Below are 20,606 nucleotides of genomic sequence, written 5' to 3'. Positions count from 1 at the left end.
CTTCAGGTATGGGGGTGAGCCGGATTGAGCTCGCTTTCGTCGAGCGGCCGCTCACGCAGTCCGAGCTTTACTGGCACATCGTAAAGCCGACCAGGCGCGAAGCGTCGATAGAAATGCCGCAATTCCGGAACGATCACTCGCACCACAGGGACCTCGATGTCGGGACGCGTTTGATCGAGGACAAGGAAATCAAGGCCCGCTTGCTTAGCCAGGGAGACGCAGGCCATCACCTGCTCGCGCGTGTCGAGATGTCCGAATTTCGAGCCTAAGTCCGATCGGATCGGCGAGTTTCCATGCGGCGTCAAAAAAGGATGCTCCTCCAGGCGCAGCGGAGCGACGCCGTCGAGGCTCGACTTTTCTCCGGTCCCGCCGCCCATGAGGCCCAAGGATAAAAACTGGTTCAATTCCGTCAGCGCCCGCAGCAAGGCGATTCGCGGATCGAAATGCGCGCCGGAGCCGAATTCGATATTTTCCAGCCCGTTTTGCATCCAGTGCGTGATCGCAACAAATGTCGGAATTCCGAGATCGCTGGTGACGTCGAGCACCCAGAGTTGGCGGCCTGTTTGGGCCAACTGCCTTCTCAATTCGCGAATATAGGCATCGTCGAACTGGTCAAGATCCAATATCGGCTGTTGCAATCGATTATACCACCAAATTGCATAAGCGTCCCTTTCCACCAGCTCGAGAAATCCCTGGACGATTGCCTCCTCGCGCGTGTTGCCGGCCGCGCAGCCATTCGAATCCGCAGCAAAAGCGGCAGGGCCCCTGTAAAAGAAATACATCAGGCTGGTTGGCAGATATTTGAAGCGCTCGTCGCGCAGAGACCAGACCGGCGACCATTCGATTTTCGCCGATGGATCGAATAGCGCTGGAACGGCCTCCCACTGGTCCGACGCCGACGTTGGTTCTCGGCCTTGCCGCAACTGCTCTTCGCTGAACAGCAGGACCTTATTCGGAGCTATGGCCTCGCCGGCCGCAAAATCGGCGAACCGCCGTTTGGAGCGGATCTCATCGCCCTGAAAAATGCCGGAATAGCGCTCGATCGCCTCCATGAGCGCGCTGGCTTCTCCTTGTTCGGCGGTGCTGCCCTTGCCAAAGCTTCCGCTGCTCAGCCCCGCTCGGAGCTCATTGATCGTTTCTGAAGGCCCCGCAAAATTATGCGCTGCATGGTAATTGGTGTTCAAGGGCAGGTCGGCCTGGATCCGCTCAAGACGCGAGACGACGCCGGTAAGCGGACTCACGTGCCGGCGGAAATTCGCAACCGTGGCCGATGAGGAAACGCTGCGATATCCGCCGCTCGTCATAACAACTTTGCCGCCTGCGCCAAGTTCGATCGGCGCTGGTGCGCGGCGAGGATCGCGCAGCTTTTTGCGGCCGCAACTCGGACATTGTGGGCGACCGGCCACATAATGCTTCACGATGGTCGAGCCCAAGAGATCAAGGCTGAGAATATGATCGCTCAATGGGGTGTGAAAATCAGTGGCGATCGCTTTCGCGAGCTCGATGGCGCCAAACTGAACGGCGCTTTGTCCGACCGTCTGCCGGCCGAGAGGCGAAACGGCGACGCAGCGGGCCTCCCTGCGATCGAGAAGCGCCTTGATCTCTCGATTTCTTTTCATCCGCTCGGCGACGCATGCCCAGCAGGCGCCGCTTCCGGGTCTGAACACGGGCCCAACCAACGGAAAAATGCCGGAGGGTTGCACGAGCGCCCAAGGCGTGCGGTCCGCCAAATGCTGCGCATTTAATTCGGCCAGTCGCGCATCGAGATAATCATTCGCCAGTGTGACCGTCAGGTCCCCGGCGCGCTTGACGACGCGAACGCCCAGTTCGGTCAAGGCGGCGGCAAGCTCCGTCGCCCCCTCTACGTCGATTGATTGAATGCGGACGCGGCATTTTTGGAGATTTTGCTCTGCGGTCTCGGGCGACAAGCCGAGGCTCGCCCAATAGGCCGCTACCGCGCCGTTGGCAGCGCGCGATGCTTTAAGCACATAGCGGCGGTCGATCAGCCGTTTCAGGGCTTCTTCGATTTTGTCCGAAGGAAACTCCCGCTCCAGCTTGGAAATGAGCTGACCAATGCTCCTTCCGCCTTCTCCTATTGCTTCGGCAAGCGCGCAATAGAGCTCGCCGTGAAGCAAGAACTTGCGGTCCTCAGAATAAAGGCACACGACATCGGGAGGCAGCACATAGACGGTGAAATTCGGTGCGAATTGCAAAACGTCTCGGCTATTGCGCCGCGCAACTCTGTTTCCGTGTTCGTCTATCATGAGATCAGTACGCGCGCCTTGGCCACAAACCGGACGTCAATGTAAGACAAACGTCAATGTAGGGGGATATTTTCCGGATGCTGAAGCTCCGGCGGCAAGGCCGAATTCGCAGCCAAGCGTAGGATAGCTCGAAATCTGCGGCCCGGAAGCCGCAGAGAATCGGCAGGCCAGCGTTTCCGTGTTTCACCCTTGATAAACCTTGGCCAGACTGAAGCGTCGCCTGTCTATGCTCGCGCAACAACCGATAGAGCCGATAGACGCTTCACTCACAGCGGGCGACAAAAGCTTGCGCTTGCGGATGCGCTCCACCCTAGCAGAAAGGCGAGCAACCTCCCCAAGACAAACAACAGCCTCCTAAGCCGCAACCGCCGCCGCAGCCACCGCAGCCACCCCAGCCGCAGCCTCTGCCGCAGGCGCGTCCACAGCCCCTGCAGCCGCCATGCGCGCAGCCGGCGCAGGCTCTAGCTCCACCGCATCCTCTACAGCCGCGCCCACCACAACCATGCCCGCAGCCATGTCCACAGCCGCAGCCTCCTCGGGCAAGTTGCACGCCTGAAATCGGCGCGCCGGGAATGTCCTTGTCGACGAAGCGGAACGTCGCCAAGCTGACATCGGAGATTTCCTCCTCGCCGAACATGAGGAATTGGAATGGCGTAATTTCCTGCGACGTCTGAGGCGGGATATCCGCTACTGAACCGCCCGTCGATGCAGCCAATGACGCCCCGGCGATTCCCAGCACGGATGCAGCCTGGCTTCGACGATTCCTCTTTGAAGCGCGCTTCGGTTCGGACATAGCAGAGTTCCTCCTCAACCTCGCATCAATGCAGGAAATGTTTTTCTTTTTCGTAGCACCTTTTGCTAGCCTTGAATAGGGCCCCTGCAAGAAGTTAGCGTTATTAATAATGCTCAAACATGCTGAAGTTTAATGAGTCGGCGATTTTTTATCGTGAGGCGTTTGACCTTAAAGGCCAAACTCGGATTGGACTGCGGCTCGAACGCGATTCGTCTCCGTAGTCTCTAACTTGCCCCCAGCTTTAGCTGGACTCTTCCAATATTGAGCTCAACACGCCATTTACGCGCAACATGACATGGCCTCGCGCAGGCCTTGCGCTGCGGTAGCCTGCGAGCGCCCGCAACCATGCGATTGTGACGCCGCCAGATTCTGCGCGCGCCTGGCCCTTGCCCGAGAAGTCGCCGAGGAATAGGCGAAGAGCGCCATGTTGGACGTGTGTCTCTTCAGAATCCGACAGTGAGCGGGGCCGAGTCGCGCGGCGCCTGCGTACTGTAGACACTGCGACCAAAGGGCGCCGGAGGATTTCGCCCGCTCACGCATCGCAAATACGGCTCGCGCAAGGATCTCGAATGCAAGCTCACCGAGGCTGGCTGCAATTGAAGTCAGGCCTTTAGGCAGACAAGGGCTGGACGCCTGACGGCGAGAAGCTTTTGCAAAAGATGAGGCGCGGCGGGATGGCGTCCTGCTGAGAGGCTGCCTGGGCCCTCAAGGAATATAGACCGCCTCGATCACCTTGAGCTGCTCGCCCATAGGGTCGGCCTCCAACCGCACGACTTCGGCCATGAGTCTGTCGCGGAATTTATAGGCGCGCCGCCAGCCGTCCTCGCTGACCGGAGGCCAGGGCGTAAAGCTTTTCTTGTCCACCATCAGGGCTTCGCAGCGCAGGCGGGGCCCAGTGATGTTGCGGGCGATGATATACATGGTCAAAGCCCCCGGAACGCTCGTGACGCGCGAAGGGTGGCGCGTCGTCGAGGAAAGCATAGATCCGACGTGCTTCTCCCGTAAACGCCAATCTGCGCAAAAATGCGCCGTTCTGAGGCGCAGGGAGGGCTGGAACCTGAAAAGTTCGGCCAAAGCCCGGAAGCGAGACGGTTTCCCTTTGCGTTAAAATATTCTAGATCGCGAGGGAGAGCGAAAATTCCTGAGAGCGGACAGTTTCATGGCGTTTCTGATCGACGGCCCGCGCGTCCCGCCGAAGTCGCGCGCGGCGAAACAGCTCGTCGTTTTCCTGCACGGCTACGGCGCTGATGGAAACGACCTGATCGGGATCGCCCAGCAATGGCAGAACTTGATGCCGGACGCGGCTTTCGTGTCGCCGCATGCGCCGGAGCCTTGCGTGCAGGCGCCGAGCGGACGGCAATGGTTCCCCTTGACCATGCGCGACGAGAACGAGCGCTGGACCGGTGTGAATAAAGCCGCGCCGATCCTCGACGCTTTTCTCGACTCCGAGCTTCAGCGCCTCCGCCTCGACGATTCGAAACTGACGCTCGTCGGCTTCAGCCAAGGGACCATGCTCGCCCTTCATGTCGGGCTTCGCCGTGCGCGGCCGCCGGCTGGAATCCTCGGCTATTCGGGCGTTCTCGTCGGACCCGAGCATCTCGGCGAGTTCGCGCGCCCGGCAGCGGCTCCGCCGATCTTTCTCGTCCATGGCGATGAGGACGACGTGATCCCGACTGAGGCGCTCTTTCTTTCGGTGGAAGCCTTGGCCAAAGCTGGAATTCCGAGCCAATGGCATCTTTCACGGGGAATTGGGCATGGCATAGACGGCCCCGGACTCATGCAGGGCGGCATATTCGTCGCCAAATGCTTCAAGCTGAAGCTTGGGCTGGAGTCTAAGCCGAGGCCTTGACCGATCGCGCCCGCCGAGAGTTGCGCAGTTGCGTCTCGCGTTAGGCGCACAGCCCCTCGGGCGCCAGGGCCGGCTCGAAGCCGGATAGGGCGCGCTCCGCCGTGCTGCGCACGCCAACGGGCCGATAAAGCTGCTTCGTCGCCTCGACGATCAGCACGCCGGCGCCCGGAAGCGACAAATAGGCGCCAACCTGCTCCAGCATGGCGGCGGCGTGCAGCGCCGATCGTCTTTTGAAGGGCGGCGTGTATAGCGCCTCGGTCCAATGGGTCGGCGAGAACAGGGTCTCGCGCATCATGTGGCGCAGCTGGCCGAGAGAATAAGGCTGGCCGTGCCCAAAAGGCGTCGCGTCGATCCGCGCCCAAAGGCCGCCCCGGCTCGGCGCGACGACGAGAATGCGGCCGCCGGGCGTCAAGACCCGCCAGATCTCGGCGAGGAGATCATGTGGCCGCTCAGTGATTTCGAGAGAATGCACCAAGATCGCCCTGTCGATCGAGGAATCGGGCAGAGGCATCATGGTCGTCTCGACCAAGGAGGAGGCGGATTCGCCGGAAGAGGGCCAGTGCACCACGCCTTGCTCGGCCGGCATGAAGGCGAGCACGCGCACGGCCTCGTCGCGAAAGACGCCGAGATAGGGCGTCGCATAGCCGACGCCCAGGACTGAATAGCCAGCGCAATTGGAAAAGCGCTGCCGCACGATCCGGCCAATGCGGCGCCGGGCCAGCTCCCCGAGAGGCGAGGCGTAGAAGGTGCGAAGATCGACGACGTCGAGCGGCATCTTGGCGTCTTGGGCCTTACGCGGGAAGGGGCGGCGCATTTGCCGATCTGGCAGGATTAGCGGCACTTCGATCCTCGTCCAGTGAGAAATTATTGAAGCTTCGTCGCGATCCCGGGCCTTGCGCGCCCGCTACGGCGCCTATTTATGCTGGCGCGCGTTCGGGCGCATGGCCTGCGCCTCCGCCTTGCGAAGCGCGCGCGCTCCTTATCCAGGCTCGGCTTCGTCGCCACTTGCGACGCCGATGGAGAGAATCGATGACCGCCATAATCCATCAATTCCTATGCCTCAAGGATAATTTTGGCGTCCTCGTGCACGACCCGCGCACAGGCGCGACGGCGGCCGTCGACGCGCCGGACTCAGCTCCCATCCTCTCCGCGCTCGCCGAGAAGGGCTGGCGGCTGAGCGACATTCTTATCACTCATCATCACGCGGATCATGTCCAAGGAATAGGCGGGCTGAAGGCGGCTTTTCCCGGTGCGCGCGTGATCGGGCCGCTGAGGGAGGCCGACAAGATCGACGCGGCCCTCGACGTCGCCGTCGGCGAGGGAGACAGAGTAGCGGTCGGCGTGCTCGAAATCGCCGCGCTCGACGTGCCGGGCCACACATCCGGTCATGTCGCCTATTGGCTGCCGGAGGAAGCGCTCCTTTTCGCTGGCGACACCTTGTTCGCGATGGGATGCGGCCGAGGGTTCGAGGAGCCTGCGGCGGTTCTGTTCCGATCCTTGATGAAGCTCGCCGGGCTTCCGATCGAGACCAAAGTCTATTGCGGCCATGAATATACCCTGGCCAACGCCCGCTTCGCGCTCGCCGTCGATCCGGGCAACGCCAATTTGCGCCTGCGCGCGCAGGAGGTCTCGCGGCGCCGCGAGGCGGGAGAGTTCACGCTCCCAACCACGATCGCGCTCGAGCTTGCGACCAATCCGTTTTTGCGCGCCGACGAGCTCGACATTCAGTCTATGGTCGGCCTGCGCGGCGCCGAGCCGGCGGCGGTCTTCGCCGAGCTGCGTGAACGCAAGAATCGAGCGTAGGCTCGCGAATTTCGGAGACATAAATTCATGTCGAGGCAAGGCGATCCCTCCGTAAAGGCCGCCGAAATCATCCGCCTGCTCGATCTTCGGCCGCATCCGGAGGGCGGCTTCTTTCGAGAGACTTTTCGCGACTCGGCCGAAGCGACGCCGGGGCGCGCGGCCTCGACCCTGATCTATTTTCTTCTCGATGCAGGCCAGAGATCGCACTGGCACAGGGTCGACGCGGCGGAGGCCTGGCACTATTACGCCGGCGCGCCCTTGCTGCTCATGGTCTCGCAAGAGGGCGAGGCGCCGCACGCGCATCGTCTCGGCGCCGATCTTATCGCGGGGGAGCGCCCGCAATTCGTGGTGCCGGCAGGCTGGTGGCAGAGCGCCGAGAGCATCGGCGCCTGGACGCTCGTTGGATGCAGCGTCGCGCCGGGTTTTGAGTTTTCCGGTTTCGAACTCGCTCCGGCGACCCGGACGCCCGCTCCGGCGAGGGGCTGAGCTTCGGTTCATCCCGTCGGGCGGCCGCTTGCCGGGCTTACTCGCGCGTTCCCTGGCTCCCTGTCGACCCGATCCCCTCGATCCGCTTTTGCAGTTCCTCGAGTTGACGCTTCATTTCCTCGATGTCGCTTTTGGCGGCGGGCTCGGCAGGCCCCTCGCATGGCTTTTCCGCCGCAGCCTGCGGCGCAGTGAACGGACTGAACAAGCCGAGCGCCTGGTTAAAAAGCGCCATGTTCTTGCGGGCCTGCTCCTCGAGCGAGCCGAAGAGCGGCGCGCCGGCGGGAGCGGCGAAGCCCCCCGCGACCTGGTCGCGGAACTTGCTTTGCTCGCTCGTCAGCTTGCCGATGGTGAATTCGAGATAGCTCGGCACGAGCATTTGCATGCTGTCGCCATAAAAGCGGATCAGCTGGCGCAAGAATGTGATCGGCAAAAGGCTTTGGCCGACTTTGCCCTCCTGCTCGAAAATGATCTGGGTCAGGACTGATCGCGTGATGTCCTCGCCGCTCTTGGCGTCGAAGACGACGAAGTCGACTCCGCTTTTGACCATGGTGGCGAGGTCCTCGAGCGTCACATATGCACTCGTGCTCGTATTGTAGAGCCGTCGGTTCGCATATTTCTTGACCGTAATTGGTTGTTTTTCACTGGACATGGTCGATCACTCGCCTACAGGAAGTCGTCTTGGACGCCAGCAGACCTCACGAGATCGGCGGCGCGCATAAGCTTCAAAACAAATTCGCAATCGCCGCGTTCTAACTGTCTCCAACGAGTCTCGGAGTCGTCTCGAGACGTCTCTCTCACGTTAACTGATGACCGCGACAATCGAAACGGCGTTGCGCCAAGTCAATTGAGCCCTCCGGCGTTTCACTTAAAATTCATATTTCGCTCTCAAACGCCATTTTATTCTAGGGCGCCGCTGCGCGTGGGTCTGCAGCCCAGCGGGGCTGCGTCGTTTTTTCTTTTGGGTTTGGTGCGCCTGCTCCCTATGACATGTGTTTTTTTTAGAATATGCGCATTATCTGAAAGTGAAAGCCTGTTCCGTCCCTCGAAGCGATCTCAAGCCCGATTTTGTCGCCTCGATTTGACCCGCCTTCCACTCGCGGGCGGCGCTTCCGATATGCTAACGTCAATCTGGCGCCGACGGAGCACCCCGCAAAGGCCAACCCCAAGGAGAATGCCCAATGTCACGTGATATCGTAATCGTGAGCGCGGCGCGCACGGCTGTTGGATCTTTCAACGGGGCCTTCGCCGCGACGCCGGCGCATGAGCTCGGCGCGGCCGCGGTCAAGGCGGCGCTCGAACGCGCCAAGGTTGATCCCGCCGACGTCGACGAAGTGATTCTGGGTCAGGTGTTAAGCGCGGGGCAGGGTCAAAATCCGGCCCGCCAGGCGGCGATCAAGGCTGGGATTCCGCAGGAAAAGACGGCCTGGGGCTTGAACCAGGTGTGTGGCTCCGGCTTGCGCGCGGTGGCCATTGGACTGCAGCAAATCGTCAATGGCGACGCCAATATCATCGTGGCCGGCGGCCAAGAGAGCATGTCCCAGTCGCACCACAGCGCCTTTCTCCGCGCCGGCGTCAAGATGGGCGACGTCAAGTTCGTTGACACCATGATACGCGACGGCCTGACCGACGTCTTCAACAACTATCACATGGGCCAGACCGCCGAGAATGTCGCCGCGAAATGGCAAATCAGCCGGGATGAGCAGGATCGTTTCGCGCTGGCCTCGCAAAACAAGGCCGAGGCGGCTCAGAAGGAAGGCAAATTCAAGGAAGAGATCACGCCTTTCGTGATCAGCACCAAAAAGGGCGACGTCACGGTCGATGCGGATGAATATATTCGCCACGGCGCGACGCTCGAGGCGCTCGCCAAACTCAAGCCGGCCTTCGCCAAGGACGGCACCGTCACGGCCGGCAACGCCTCGGGAATCAATGACGGCGCCGCTGCGCTGGTGTTGATGAGCGCCAAGGACGCGGCGGCGCGGGGCCTTGCGCCCCTTGGCCGCATTGCTTCCTGGGCGACCGCCGGCGTCGATCCGGCGCTCATGGGCTCGGGCCCGATTCCGGCCTCCCGCAAGGCGCTTGAGAAGGCCGGCTGGAAAGTCAAGGATCTCGATCTCGTCGAGGCCAATGAAGCCTTTGCGGCCCAGGCGCTCGCCGTGAACAAGGATCTCGGTTGGGATCCCTCGATCGTCAACGTGAACGGCGGCGCAATCGCGATCGGACACCCGATCGGCGCTTCGGGGGCGCGGGCTCTCACCACGCTGTTGCACGAGATGCAGCGCCGCGGCGCCAAAAAGGGTTTGGCGACCCTCTGCATCGGCGGCGGGATGGGCATAGCGCTTACGATCGAGCGCTGAGCCGATAGGCGCTGCGCATTGTGCTGTGACGCGCTTGATTTTCACATAGATGAAATCCTGCGCATCTTGGATGGCGGAATTCGGCGTTTATGATTTCCGCCGCCTTGAACATGTTGATCTTGCATCGAAATCACGAAAGCGATCGATTGGGATCAACCAGAAGACAATGAAGAAAGCCGGTCGCCGCTTTTCTTCATTCCGCTCCAATCGCTTATCGGCCGAAGGGAGTCATTGAAACTGTCAACAAATCGCTCGTCTTCAAAGACGCGGGGCATGTTCGCATCGAAAAGGCGGCTTTTCCGAATATGTGCTGGCGCGCATTGATTTGGCTCAGTTGCGCTGACGGGCGGACCATTAATCTTATGCGGAACGGCGCAGCGCCACGAAGCAAAAATAAATTGGTTTCGACTTGCCGCATGGAACACTTGCTGCGGCTACGAGGGGGTGACGAGAATGGCTCGGGTATCAGTGGTGAGCGGCGGCACGCGCGGCATTGGCGCGGCGACGTGCAAGGCGTTGAAGGCGGCAGGCTATCAGGTCGCTGCGAATTATGCGGGGAATGATGAGGCAGCGTCGAAATTCAATGCCGAAACTGGCATACCAGTTTATAAATGGGATGTTTCCGATTACGCCCAATGCGCCGAGGGTCTGAAGAAGGTCGCTGACGAGCTTGGCCCGATCGACATACTCGTCAACAATGCGGGAATCACTCGCGACACCATGTTCCACAAGATGACCCCGGAGCAGTGGTACGAAGTGATCAACACGAATCTGAATTCGCTGTTCAATATGACGCGCCCGGTCATCGACGGCATGCGCGCGCGGGGCTTTGGTCGGATCGTCAACATCTCCTCCATCAACGGCCAGAAAGGCCAAATGGGGCAGACGAATTACACCGCGTCCAAAGCCGGCGACATCGGCTTCACGAAATCGCTCGCGCAGGAAAACGCCGGCAAGGGGATCACCGTCAACGCCGTGTGTCCTGGCTATATCGCGACCGACATGGTCAAGGCGGTGCCGCAAGAGGTCTTAGAGAAATCCGTGTTGCCGCTCATTCCCGTGCGGCGGCTTGGCGAACCGGAAGAAGTCGCGCGCTGCGTCGTCTTTCTCGTCGCCGAGGAATCGGGCTTCATCACCGGCTCGACGCTGACCGTCAATGGCGGGCAATTTATGATTTGACCCGTCCCGCTCGGCCGAGGGCTATTTCAGCGCGCCCTCGGCGAACTTGCCTTGGAGGCGCTGAATCTGGTCTTTAAACTGCTTTTTCTGCTCGTCGCTGAGGCTCGCATAGAGCGGCTGCGCGGAGTCGGCCAGGGTCTTCAGCTCGATCGAGCGCTCATTCAAAATATCGGCGATGTTACGCCATTGCTCGACGAGATCGACAGGGCCCTTGGGTTGCTGCGAGAGCGCGTTTTGGATGAGGATCTGCCGATCGGCCCGCTTTTTCGCAATGTCGCGCAAAGCCGTCTCTAGGTCCGTCCAACTTTTTTCCTGCTCGGGCGTGAGGTGCAGCTTGGCCTTGAGCTCCGCGATTTGCGCCGTTTCCTGATCGAAAATCTGGCTTGCGGTCATATTTGTGCCAGATGGGCCCTCGGTCCGGCTGCGGGCCTCCGCCGGCGGGACGCTCGACAAGCCGAACAGAAGGCTCGCCGTCAGGACGCCGATTGCGATCTGTTTCATGCCTTGCCGCTCCTTCTGAGAGAATCGTCGAATGCGACCGATAGCGCACGCCGCGCGTTCTGATCGCATGGAATCGCGATCGACGAGAACGCGCTCTCGGAACATGCTTGAGGATCGATTGAGGCGAGTCAAGGCCTTCTGAAGCGCGGCCATCAAGCCTCCCAGTCAAAGACCTTCCAGGGTGAGGGCGCGGCGACGAGCGCGGCGCCCGCTGTGGCGTGTCGAAGCTTCGGTCAGCCGGCGTTCTTGCGCTTCAGACCTTCCTCGTACGAGATCTCCTCGTAGTCGGAGACGGCGGCATATTTCAATCCGACGTCGGCGAGCGCGTCGAGCTTGGCCGAAGTGTCGTATTTCTTGAGCTTCACCTTATCGACATAGAAGGTGTCGATCAGCTCGTTGTAAACCGAGGTGTCGTCGATGAAGACGATGAAGACCTTCACCGCGCCGAGCGGCACGTACCAGCGGCTGCCGCGCGGAATATCTGCGACATAGACGATAATTTTGCTGTCCGCGTCGAGCGCGGCGCCGAGGGTTTCGACGAATTTCGGGAGCGACTCATATTCCTTGATCGAGCCGGCGATGAAGCCGATCGCGGGCTTGCCGCTCTCCGAGACGGTGAAAACCTCTTTCAGGATGGTTTCCGGCCCGTCATAGGAAATGTCGCCGCGAAAGCCGAAGCGGCCGTCGACATGGGTGTCGGCCTTCAAAGTGGGTTTCAAGAGACGGCCTTCCGCTTCCAATTTGGCGAAGGGCGTGTCGGTAATGGCGGTCATGGATGCTCCTCGATCTGGTGAAGACGCCGTCGTCTTCGGTCGAACCGCGTTCTCTCCTGGCAAATCGAGCGCGCGGTCTGGCGAGATCGAAGGGAAGAGCGGGCTCGGCCCGCCAATGATTGGACCTTGGCTGAGACGGCGCTATTGGCTTTACGTCTTGGTGCGTGACGCCGTTCAAATCGAGGCCCGGTCGACCGGCCCCGGCTTAAAAACGCCGATTTTGATTAAGCAAGAAATGCGCCTAATTGCCTTCAGTCGGGCATGCCGACGTGAAGCGACTTGTTTCTTTCCATGATTTCCTCGCGCATTTCCTTTCGCATCTTGCCCGCCTCGTAGAGCCGGCGCTCGATCTCGGTTTCGATCTGGAGCGGCGGCACTTGCTTGGGGCGGCCGTCCTCGCCTTTGGCGACCATAGTGAAATAGCAGGAATTGGTGTGGCGGGAATCATATTCGGTGAGGCTTTCGGCGATCACCTTGATCCCGATCTCCATCGAGGTCTTGCCGACATAATTCACATTGGCCTTGAATGTCACGAGCTCGCCGACCTTGATCGGCTCCTTGAAAATGACCTGGTCGAGCGAGGCGGTCACCACATAGCTCTTGCAATAGCGCGCGGCGCAAGCATAGGCGACCTGATCGAGAAGCTTCAAGATGACGCCGCCATGAACATGGCCCGAAAAATTGGCCATATCCGGCGTCATGAGAAAGGTCATGAACAGCGATTTCTCTTGTTTGCTCATGGCGGTTCGCAGGCTACTCGCGGCGGGGGCGATTGACGGCGGAGGCCGGCATCGCCCAAGCTTATACACTAAATTTCGACGGCGCCGAATGAAACCCGGCGATCCCACTAAGCCGCCTTCCCCTCACACGTAAAGCTTCCCGCCCTTCTCTAAAAACTCCGCGCTCTTCTCCGCCATTCCCTTTTCGCGTTCTTCGATCGCGGCGACCTCTTCACGCAGATCCTGAGTGATCTTCATAGAGCAGAATTGCGGTCCGCACATGGAGCAGAAATGCGCGGTCTTATGCGCGTCTTTCGGCAGGGTCTCGTCGTGGAAGAGCTTGGCCGTCTCCGGGTCGAGCCCGAGGTTGAACTGATCCTGCCAGCGGAAATCGAAGCGCGCGCGGGAGACGGCGTCGTCTCTGATTTGCGCGGCCGGATGGCCCTTGGCGAGATCGCCGGCGTGCGCCGCGATGCGATAGGTGATGACCCCGGTCTTGACGTCGTCGCGGTCGGGGAGGCCCAGATGCTCCTTCGGCGTCACATAGCAGAGCATGGCGCAGCCGAACCAGCCTATCATCGCCGCGCCTATGCCCGAGGTGATGTGGTCATAGCCCGGCGCGATGTCTGTGGTCAGCGGTCCGAGCGTGTAGAATGGCGCCTCGTCGCATTCCTTGAGCTGCTTCTCCATGTTGATCTTGATCTTGTGCATCGGCACATGGCCGGGGCCTTCGATCATCACCTGGCAGCCCTTCGCCCAGGCGATCTTGGTCAATTCGCCAAGCGTCTCCAGCTCGGCAAATTGGGCGCGGTCATTGGCGTCGGCGATGGAGCCGGGACGCAGTCCGTCGCCCAGCGAGAAGGAGACGTCATAGGCCCGCATGATGTCGCAAATCTCGTCGAAGCGCTCGTAGAGAAAGCTCTCCTTGTGATGGGCGAGGCACCAACGCGCCATGATCGAGCCGCCGCGCGAGACAATGCCGGTGGTGCGCCTGGCGGTGAGCGGCACATGTTGCAGGCGGACGCCGGCGTGAATGGTGAAATAATCGACGCCTTGCTCGGCCTGCTCGATCAATGTGTCGCGGAAGATCTCGAAAGTGAGCTTGACCGGGTCGCCATCGACCTTCTCCAGCGCCTGATAGATCGGCACCGTGCCGATCGGCGCCGGCGAATTGCGAATGATCCAGTCGCGGATATTGTGGATGTTGCGCCCGGTCGAAAGGTCCATCACCGTGTCCGCGCCCCAACGCAGCGCCCAGACCATTTTCTCGACCTCTTCGGCGACCGAAGAGGTCACCGCCGAATTGCCGATATTGGCGTTTACCTTCACCAGAAAATTGCGGCCGATGATCATCGGCTCGAGCTCGGGATGGTTGATGTTGGCGGGAATGATCGCGCGGCCCCGCGCGATCTCGTCGCGCACGAATTCCGGCGTCACAAAGGCCGGTATCGAGGCGCCGAAGCTCTCGCCGTCGGCGAGCCGCGCCTCGGCCTCGGCGAGCTTGCTCTCGCGGCCGAGATTCTCCCGCGCGGCGACAAAAATCATTTCCTCGGTGATGATCCCCGCGCGGGCGAATTCATATTGGGTGACGAGGGCGCCCGCGCGGCCCTTGCGCGGCGACCTGTTGGCGGGGCAGGGCGGCGCGAGGCGATCGGGCGCGACAAATCCATTGTCCTCCGGCCGCACCGCGCGCCCGGCATAGGCCTCGAGTCCATTTCGGCGGCTGAGCCAAGGCTCGCGAATGGGGGCGAGCCCTTGGGCGAGGTCGATCGCCGCCGTCGGGTCCGTGTAGGGTCCCGAGGCGTCATAGACGCGGACCGGCGGCTCATTGGCGGATGGATCGAGCGCGATCTCGCGGAAGGGGACGGCGACGTCAGTCCGGCCGAGCGGATGATGGTAGATTTTCTTCGAGCCCGGAAGCGGCCCCCGCGTTACGCTTTGCGGCACGAGGCCTTCGGGCTTGTTTTGAATATTCATCGCAGGGTCCTCCGCCGGAGCCTTGTCGGATTCTTCTTGGATAAGGCAGGAGGCGGGTCTTGCGAGAAAGGCAGGAGTCCGGCTCCCGTTTCCGCTGTGCCGATCCCTGCGCTGGCATTATCCAGTTTCAGGTTCAATGGGTGTGATCTCAGCCGCCGTCGCCGGCAGCACCCCAAGGCGAATGGATAACATAGGGCCGGCAGCGGCGATGGGCAAGCCGCAGTTCCGGGCGTCCGAGTCCATCCGGCTCGGCGGGCGACTGCCAAAGTCCTTTCGTCCGGTTGACACTGTCACGGCTCTGCAGCTTAGCTCTGTAAATTGGATATTTGGCGTCGAGCCCTCGCGCCCTCGCGCGAAGCATAATTGATCAATTTTTTTGACGGAGCTTTTCATGGACGAGATGATTGCGCCTGACTTTGCCTCGGCGAGCGCACCCAGCGGGCCGGTTCAGGTGGGGTTCCATGGGCAGGACGGCGATTTTCGCCGTCTCGTCACGCGCGGCGCCTTGCTCGAGCTCGTGACATTTGGATTCTACCGATTCTGGCTCGTCACCAACATACGCCGGAGCTTATGGACGAGCACGTCGATCGATGGCGACGCGCTGGAATATACCGGCAGGGGCCGCGAGCTGCTTTTCGGCTTTCTTTTCGCGCTGGCCATTCTGGCACCCCTCTATCTCGCCTATTTCCTCGTCGCCATAGAGGCGGAGCGCGCCAAGGCCTTCGCAAGCCTGCCGCTCTTTCTGTTCTTTTTCGGCTTCATGCAATTCGCCGTCTATCGCGCGCGGCGCTATCGCCTGACGCGAACGATCTGGCGCGGCGTGCGCTTTTGGATGACGGGCTCCGGCGTCGGCTATGCGTTTCGCGCCTTCGCGTGGTGGCTACTCGTTAGCGTCACTCTCGGCCTCGCCTATCCCTGGCAAGAGGCTGCGTTCGAGCGCTACAAGATGGGGCATACCTATTACGGCGATCTGCCGGGTTGGTTCCAGGGGCGCGGCTGGACTTTTTTCAAGCGCGCCGGCTGGCTCTGGCTGCTCGGAGTTTTTCTTGTCGTCGGCGCCGCCGCCGGAATCGCCAAGATCGTGCAAGCAGGCGGCGAATTGCCGCTTGCGAGGCTGCCTACTCAAACGATCGCGCTCATTGTCGGCCTGGTTTTCATCGTCTTGATTTCTATCTTCGGCTTCCTCTATCCGATCTTCAAAGCGATCGAATGGCGATGGTGGGTGCAGGGCCTGCGTTTCGGCGCGCTTCGTTTTGACTCGAATCTCTCTTTAGGCGCGCTGATCGCCAACTATTGGAAGTTGTATGGCGTTAGCCTGCTGGTGTTCGCTGTCTGGTCGGTATTAGTCCTTGGCTTCGTCTTCCTGGGCGTCGCCGTCGCCATGGCGACACGGCATCCCGATTTGATCGCGCGGTACGCTGGCAAAGGCGAGGCCCTACCGGTTGTGGCCACTCTTGCCTGCTATCTGTTGCTGGTTCTTGCGTTGGGCGTCGTTCAGCGCATCTATCTCGTGCAGCGCGTCTGGAAGCTCGTCGTCTCCTCCATCACGCTGCATCGGCTTGACGCCGCCGATCATGTCGGGGCGGAGGGCGAAGCGGCCAGCGCCTTGGGCGAGGGCCTTGTCGATGGGCTTGATTTCGCGGGCTTCTGACACGGCCGCACGGGACCCTTCATGGACGAAATAACCGCCGTCTATTTCGATGGAAAGAGCAACGCGAAGCATCGCGTCGCGCTGTCTTTCGCCTCCGCGCTCGAGATTCGCGAGAAGGGGATTTTTCTCGCCGCCTGGGCCTATGTCGACATCCGCCGCGCCGATGGTCCGAAACAGGTCTTGCGCCTGCGCAATATTGCGGCCTTGCCGCTCGCCCGGCTCGAGATTGCCGATCCCGCCGCGCAGGCGGAAGTTGCGCGCCTCTGCAAATTGCTCGATGTCGAGGGCGCAGCTGGCGAGGGATCGACGCTGAGGATCGTCGCTTGGTCGCTCGCCGGCGCCGTCTCCATTTGGGCGATCGCCTGGTTCGGGGTTCCTTTTCTCGCCGACCGTTTGACGCCGGTCGTGCCGCAATGGGCCGAGCGACGATTGGGCGACGCGGCGAACGGCCAAGTTCGCGCGATTTTCTCCGGCAAGGCCTGCGCGCGTCCCGAGGGCGCGGCAGCTCTTGAAAAGCTCGTCGACGCCCTGCGGCGCGGCGCCGGCATGCCTCAATCCTACGCGCCGATCGTCCTGGCGTCGAATGTCCCGAATGCTTTCGCCCTGCCGGGCGGCCGTATCTATGTCCTCAACGGCCTCCTCAATAAGGCGACGACGCCGGACGAGCTCGCTGGCGTTCTGGCCCATGAACTCGGCCACGCCGCCCATCGCGACGGACTGCGCCGCATCATCGCCAATGGAGGAACCTCCTATCTTTTGGGGCTGTTGTTCGGCGACGTCGCCGGCGCCAGCGTGGTGTTGACGGCGGGGCGCGGCTTGTTCCAGGCGGCCTATTCGCGCGAGACAGAATCCGAGGCCGATCTTTTCGCGGTACAGACCATGCGCAAGTTGGGCCGCTCGACAAAACCTTTCGGCGAGCTGATGCTGCGGATCACGGGCCCCGAGAAGGATAATCCTTTCGCCATATTCGCGTCCCATCCGATGACGGAAGACCGCCTGGCCGCGCTGGGCGCCGCCGATGCGCCGCCGCAAGGCGAGCCGCTCTTGTCCGATGGCGAGTGGCGCGCGCTCAAGACGATTTGCGAGTAGAGGCGCGGACTGCGCGCACCGATCAATCTCTGAGGAGACCACGCTTCATCATGCAACATGATCGCCGGCTTCTCGATCGTCTGGGCATGGACTGGCCCATCATTCAGGCGCCCATGGCCGGGGTCTCGACCCCTGCCATGGCGGCCGCCGTCTCCAATGCCGGCGGCTTGGGCTCGATCGGCATCGGCGCGACCGACGCCGAAGGCGCTCGGGCGATGATCCGCGCGACGCAAGCGGCGACGGAGCGCGCGTTCAACGTCAACGTTTTCTGCCACGCGCCCGCTGTGGCGCAAGCCTCTGTTGAAGCCCGCTGGCTCGCGCGACTCGCGCCGGAGTTCGCGCGCTTCGGCGCTGAACCGCCGGCCACGGTGAGCGAAATCTACAAGAGCTTCATCGTAGACGACGCCAAATGCGCCATGCTTCTGCAAGAGAGGCCGAAGGTCGTGAGCTTCCATTTCGGCCTGCCTTCGGCGGAGCGCATCGGCGCCTTGCGCGACGCCGGGATCATGTTGCTCGCGAGCGGGACAAATCTCGCCGAGGCGCGCGCGGCGGCCGCCGCCGGCGTCGACGCCATTGTCGCCCAGGGCTATGAGGCCGGCGGGCATCGCGGGGTTTTCGATCCCAATGCGCCGGACGAGCGCCTTGGGACCCTGGCTTTGACGCGTCTGCTCGCGCGCGATCTGAACATCCCTGTGATCGCCGCGGGCGGAATCATGGACGGCGCCGGGATCGCCGCCGGCCTCTGCCTCGGGGCTGGTGCCGCGCAGCTCGGGACCGCCTTCATCGCCTGCGCGGAATCACAAGCGGATGACGCCTACAAGGCGGCTCTGTTGAGCGAGGCCTCGGCGCGAACGGCGATGACCCGCGCCATCTCCGGCCGTCCAGCAAGATCACTCGCAAACCGCTTCACGGCATTGGGCGATGCGATCGATCCGGCGGATATTCCAGATTATCCGATCGCTTATGACGCCGGAAAGGCTTTGAATGCCGCCGCCAAGGCGGCGGGCGAGGCAGGATATGGCGCCCAATGGGCCGGGCAGGGCGCGCCGCTCGCACGCGCTCTACCGTCGGCGGCGCTGATGGCTGTGCTTTGCTCGGAATTGACGCAGGCTACGCGCATGGCGTGAGCGTCGCTTCGTCCGCTGGCGCGGCTCGATGTCGCCGCGCCGCGAGACGCGTAGACGCTTCAAAGTTGCACGCTGAAATATTTGCATGTTGCGAATATATCGCGGTCTTCAGGAAACAAAGCCTCTTGGTTGAGAGAGGACCGACCACAGATTGACCACGTCCGCTGAATCATAGTTCGTTCTTCAATCGGCGAAGGGATTCTCGACGGTGAAACGTCGCGGCTCACGTCCATTCGCGGTTGGAGAAGACGGCAATGCGCATATTCGGCATTATCCAGCGTGCGAGCGTGATCTTCTCCGCGGTCATCGTCTTGGCCGCCGCGTCCGTTGATCGCGCGACGGCTCAGAGCGCGGACGGGCTGCCGTTGCCGCCCGGCAAGATTATCGTCGGCTCGGTGTATCGGGGGACTGCGTTTAACGGCTATGTGTGCCCCGACCCGACGCCATGCCCCGGCACATCCGTTCCGTCGATCGCCACCGGCGTTGACGCGAACGCATATTTGCTTCCGAAATATACCGACCCATCCTTCACGCCGAGCGGGCCGGCGGTCGTGGTGTTGACCGCCGCGCCGACGCAATATGTGCGCTTCTACAATCCAGCGGCTGGAAGCAATCAGATCGGCGGCTACATCGTCGGGTCGAACGAGGTGCGGGGCTTGACGCCTGAGCAGATTCAAAACGTGTTGGCCCTGTCCTTCACGCCGACCTTGGAGACCATCGTTCAAGTGCCGGCCGGAACGTGCCTCTTGGTTGGCCCCACGAACGCGCTCTACGGCCAGCAAGGCGGCGCGGTGCAGGAGTTTTTGGTCGGCAAGAGCCAGGGCGGAGCCGGATGCGGCCCCGTGCCGCAATTCATCCCCAGCAGCGGCTTCATCAATGGGCAGCCTATCGGAGCTTTTGCCCTAGCTTACGCGCCGCGCGCAGGCGGGGGAAATGCCGGCGCCGTCGCAAAGGCTCTGGATCACGCGACGCCGCCGCCATTGTTCAGCGACATGGATTCGATCTACAACGCGCTCGACGTCCTCAATTTCGGCTCCTCTGGAGCTCTGCCGAAGGCTTTGGCTCAGCTCGATGGCGAGATCTATGCGGATGCGCCGTCTGTGGCGGCGGGCGTGGGACAGATGTTTCTCGACGCATTGCGCGATCAGACGCATCTCGCGCGCAGCGTCGCAAGTTCGCCGGCCAGCGCGTGGCGCCCCTGGGCGAGCGGCCTTGGCGGCGGCGGCGCCTTATTTGGAAATGGCGATACGCATGGCCTCCGCTTTGGCGGCGGTGGGATCGCCGCCGGTGGGGACTATCGTTTCAGTCCAGCTCTGCAGGCGGGGCTTGCGGCGGCCTATATGCGGAGCGCCTTCAACACGAGCGGGATCTCCGGCAGGGGCGTATTGGATAGCGTCGCCGTAGGATCATATGTCGGCTACGCGATCGGTCCTTGGTATGCCGACGGCGCGCTCGGCTATTCCTACAATAGCGCCGGGGTCAACCGCAATATTGATTTTCCCGGCGTGGCGCGCGCGGTTTCCGGCTATGTAGCGGAGAATGCTTCACTCTCCCGCGCCGAAGTCGGCTATCGTCTCCAATTGGACGATCGCGCGACGGCCACGCCATTCACATCGTTTCAAGGCATCGTCGTCAGACAGAACAGCTTCGGCGAGGGCGGCGGCGGCGCGATCGACCTGAACGTCAAAAGCCGCACCGCGGCTTTGGCTCTCAGCACTCTTGGGGTCGAGTTAGCTTACGACTTGTCGCTCGGTCTCGCCGCGCCTTTGGACTTTTCGGCGCGCGCCGGATGGGCGCATGATTTTGCAGACGTCAACCGGAGCGTCACGGCAAGCCTCGAGGGGACGCCGGATGCGAGTTTCTCGGTCAATGGCGCGCGCTGGCCGCGCAATGCAGCTGCGATCGGCGCGCGTTTCAGCTTGCCGACGCCAGCGGCGAATCTGTTTGTCCGCTACGACGGCGCGCTGGCGAGCAATGCGTCCATCCATAGCGCCACAGTGGGCGCGCTCATCACATTTTAGCTCCATGGCTCGGCGCCTGC

At 61.8% G+C, this 20,606-nt stretch carries 18 protein-coding genes and 1 riboswitch; of the genes, 9 read left to right on the top strand and 9 right to left on the bottom strand.

The genetic code is table 11. From position 1 onward, the window contains the following. Positions 1 to 2: 2 nt before the first annotated feature. The 3 genes from METAC_RS0107725 to METAC_RS0107710 all read right to left on the bottom strand — a co-directional run bounded on the left by METAC_RS0107725 (position 3) and on the right by METAC_RS0107710 (position 3,978). The gene (locus METAC_RS0107725; protein WP_026606580.1) at positions 3 to 2,264 is read right to left on the bottom strand and encodes a TOMM precursor leader peptide-binding protein; all 2,262 of its coding nucleotides are present in this window, start codon (positions 2,262 to 2,264) and stop codon (positions 3 to 5) included. Between the two features lie 354 nt (positions 2,265 to 2,618). Further along, complete coding sequence (locus tag METAC_RS0107720; protein WP_156898137.1) at positions 2,619 to 2,780, bottom strand: hypothetical protein; 162 nt, start codon at positions 2,778 to 2,780, stop codon at positions 2,619 to 2,621. Positions 2,781 to 3,762: 982 nt separating this feature from the next. After that, complete coding sequence (locus tag METAC_RS0107710; protein ID WP_026606578.1) at positions 3,763 to 3,978, bottom strand: hypothetical protein; 216 nt, start codon at positions 3,976 to 3,978, stop codon at positions 3,763 to 3,765. Positions 3,979 to 4,216: 238 nt separating this feature from the next. Between METAC_RS0107710 and METAC_RS0107705 the strand changes: the two genes are divergently transcribed. Continuing rightward, positions 4,217 to 4,906, top strand: a complete 690-nt coding sequence (locus tag METAC_RS0107705) for an alpha/beta hydrolase (protein WP_026606577.1) — start codon at positions 4,217 to 4,219, stop codon at positions 4,904 to 4,906. 40 nt (positions 4,907 to 4,946) lie between these two features. Here METAC_RS0107705 and METAC_RS0107700 read toward each other — a convergent pair whose 3' ends face one another. Next, positions 4,947 to 5,681, bottom strand: coding sequence for a class I SAM-dependent methyltransferase (locus METAC_RS0107700; RefSeq protein ID WP_026606576.1), 735 nt, complete (start codon positions 5,679 to 5,681; stop codon positions 4,947 to 4,949). Positions 5,682 to 5,935: 254 nt separating this feature from the next. Here METAC_RS0107700 and gloB point away from each other — a divergent pair, with 254 nt between their 5' ends. Further along, positions 5,936 to 6,709, top strand: a complete 774-nt coding sequence (gloB, locus tag METAC_RS0107690; RefSeq protein WP_026606575.1) for a hydroxyacylglutathione hydrolase — start codon at positions 5,936 to 5,938, stop codon at positions 6,707 to 6,709. A gap of 27 nt (positions 6,710 to 6,736) precedes the next feature. Continuing rightward, positions 6,737 to 7,195: a cupin domain-containing protein gene (locus METAC_RS0107685; RefSeq protein ID WP_026606574.1), complete on the top strand. Its 459-nt coding sequence runs from the start codon at positions 6,737 to 6,739 to the stop codon at positions 7,193 to 7,195. Between the two features lie 37 nt (positions 7,196 to 7,232). Here the strand turns inward: METAC_RS0107685 and phaR are convergent, their stop codons facing one another. Further along, positions 7,233 to 7,844, bottom strand: coding sequence for a polyhydroxyalkanoate synthesis repressor PhaR (gene phaR, locus METAC_RS0107680; RefSeq protein ID WP_026606573.1), 612 nt, complete (start codon positions 7,842 to 7,844; stop codon positions 7,233 to 7,235). Between the two features lie 529 nt (positions 7,845 to 8,373). On the opposite strand from phaR, the gene METAC_RS0107670 reads away from it, so the two are divergent. After that, complete coding sequence (locus METAC_RS0107670; protein ID WP_026606572.1) at positions 8,374 to 9,549, top strand: acetyl-CoA C-acetyltransferase; 1,176 nt, start codon at positions 8,374 to 8,376, stop codon at positions 9,547 to 9,549. Positions 9,550 to 10,002: 453 nt separating this feature from the next. Next, positions 10,003 to 10,728 (top strand): acetoacetyl-CoA reductase, encoded by a 726-nt coding sequence (phbB, locus tag METAC_RS0107660; RefSeq protein WP_026606571.1) that lies wholly within the window; start codon positions 10,003 to 10,005, stop codon positions 10,726 to 10,728. A gap of 21 nt (positions 10,729 to 10,749) precedes the next feature. On the opposite strand, the gene METAC_RS0107655 is transcribed toward phbB, so the two are convergent. The 4 genes from METAC_RS0107655 to thiC form a co-directional block, all read right to left on the bottom strand. Then, the gene (locus METAC_RS0107655) at positions 10,750 to 11,229 is read right to left on the bottom strand and encodes a Spy/CpxP family protein refolding chaperone (protein WP_026606570.1); all 480 of its coding nucleotides are present in this window, start codon (positions 11,227 to 11,229) and stop codon (positions 10,750 to 10,752) included. A gap of 233 nt (positions 11,230 to 11,462) precedes the next feature. Beyond that, positions 11,463 to 12,002, bottom strand: a complete 540-nt coding sequence (locus tag METAC_RS0107650; protein WP_026606569.1) for a hypothetical protein — start codon at positions 12,000 to 12,002, stop codon at positions 11,463 to 11,465. Between the two features lie 251 nt (positions 12,003 to 12,253). Next, positions 12,254 to 12,742 carry an acyl-CoA thioesterase gene (locus METAC_RS0107645; RefSeq protein ID WP_026606568.1) on the bottom strand — a complete coding sequence of 163 codons (489 nt, stop codon included), beginning with the start codon at positions 12,740 to 12,742 and terminating at the stop codon, positions 12,254 to 12,256. A gap of 123 nt (positions 12,743 to 12,865) precedes the next feature. Continuing rightward, positions 12,866 to 14,698 (bottom strand): phosphomethylpyrimidine synthase ThiC, encoded by a 1,833-nt coding sequence (gene thiC, locus METAC_RS0107640; protein ID WP_026606567.1) that lies wholly within the window; start codon positions 14,696 to 14,698, stop codon positions 12,866 to 12,868. 85 nt (positions 14,699 to 14,783) lie between these two features. Further along, a riboswitch (TPP riboswitch) is annotated at positions 14,784 to 14,883 on the bottom strand. Positions 14,884 to 15,089: 206 nt separating this feature from the next. Here thiC and METAC_RS0107635 point away from each other — a divergent pair. From METAC_RS0107635 to METAC_RS0107620, 4 genes are all read left to right on the top strand, one after another. Next, positions 15,090 to 16,349, top strand: coding sequence for a DUF898 family protein (locus tag METAC_RS0107635; protein ID WP_026606566.1), 1,260 nt, complete (start codon positions 15,090 to 15,092; stop codon positions 16,347 to 16,349). Positions 16,350 to 16,370: 21 nt separating this feature from the next. Next, positions 16,371 to 17,438, top strand: coding sequence for a M48 family metallopeptidase (locus tag METAC_RS0107630; protein WP_026606565.1), 1,068 nt, complete (start codon positions 16,371 to 16,373; stop codon positions 17,436 to 17,438). Between the two features lie 50 nt (positions 17,439 to 17,488). Beyond that, positions 17,489 to 18,565 (top strand): NAD(P)H-dependent flavin oxidoreductase, encoded by a 1,077-nt coding sequence (locus tag METAC_RS0107625; protein ID WP_026606564.1) that lies wholly within the window; start codon positions 17,489 to 17,491, stop codon positions 18,563 to 18,565. Positions 18,566 to 18,819: 254 nt separating this feature from the next. After that, positions 18,820 to 20,586, top strand: a complete 1,767-nt coding sequence (locus tag METAC_RS0107620) for an autotransporter outer membrane beta-barrel domain-containing protein (RefSeq protein ID WP_026606563.1) — start codon at positions 18,820 to 18,822, stop codon at positions 20,584 to 20,586. Positions 20,587 to 20,606: the final 20 nt, after the last annotated feature.

It is taken from the genome of Methylocapsa acidiphila B2 (assembly GCF_000427445.1).
In the GTDB taxonomy this organism is placed as follows: domain Bacteria; phylum Pseudomonadota; class Alphaproteobacteria; order Rhizobiales; family Beijerinckiaceae; genus Methylocapsa; species Methylocapsa acidiphila.
The sequence above is the reverse complement of the archived record's forward strand: the minus strand, read 5'-3'. Positions and strand labels throughout refer to the sequence as shown.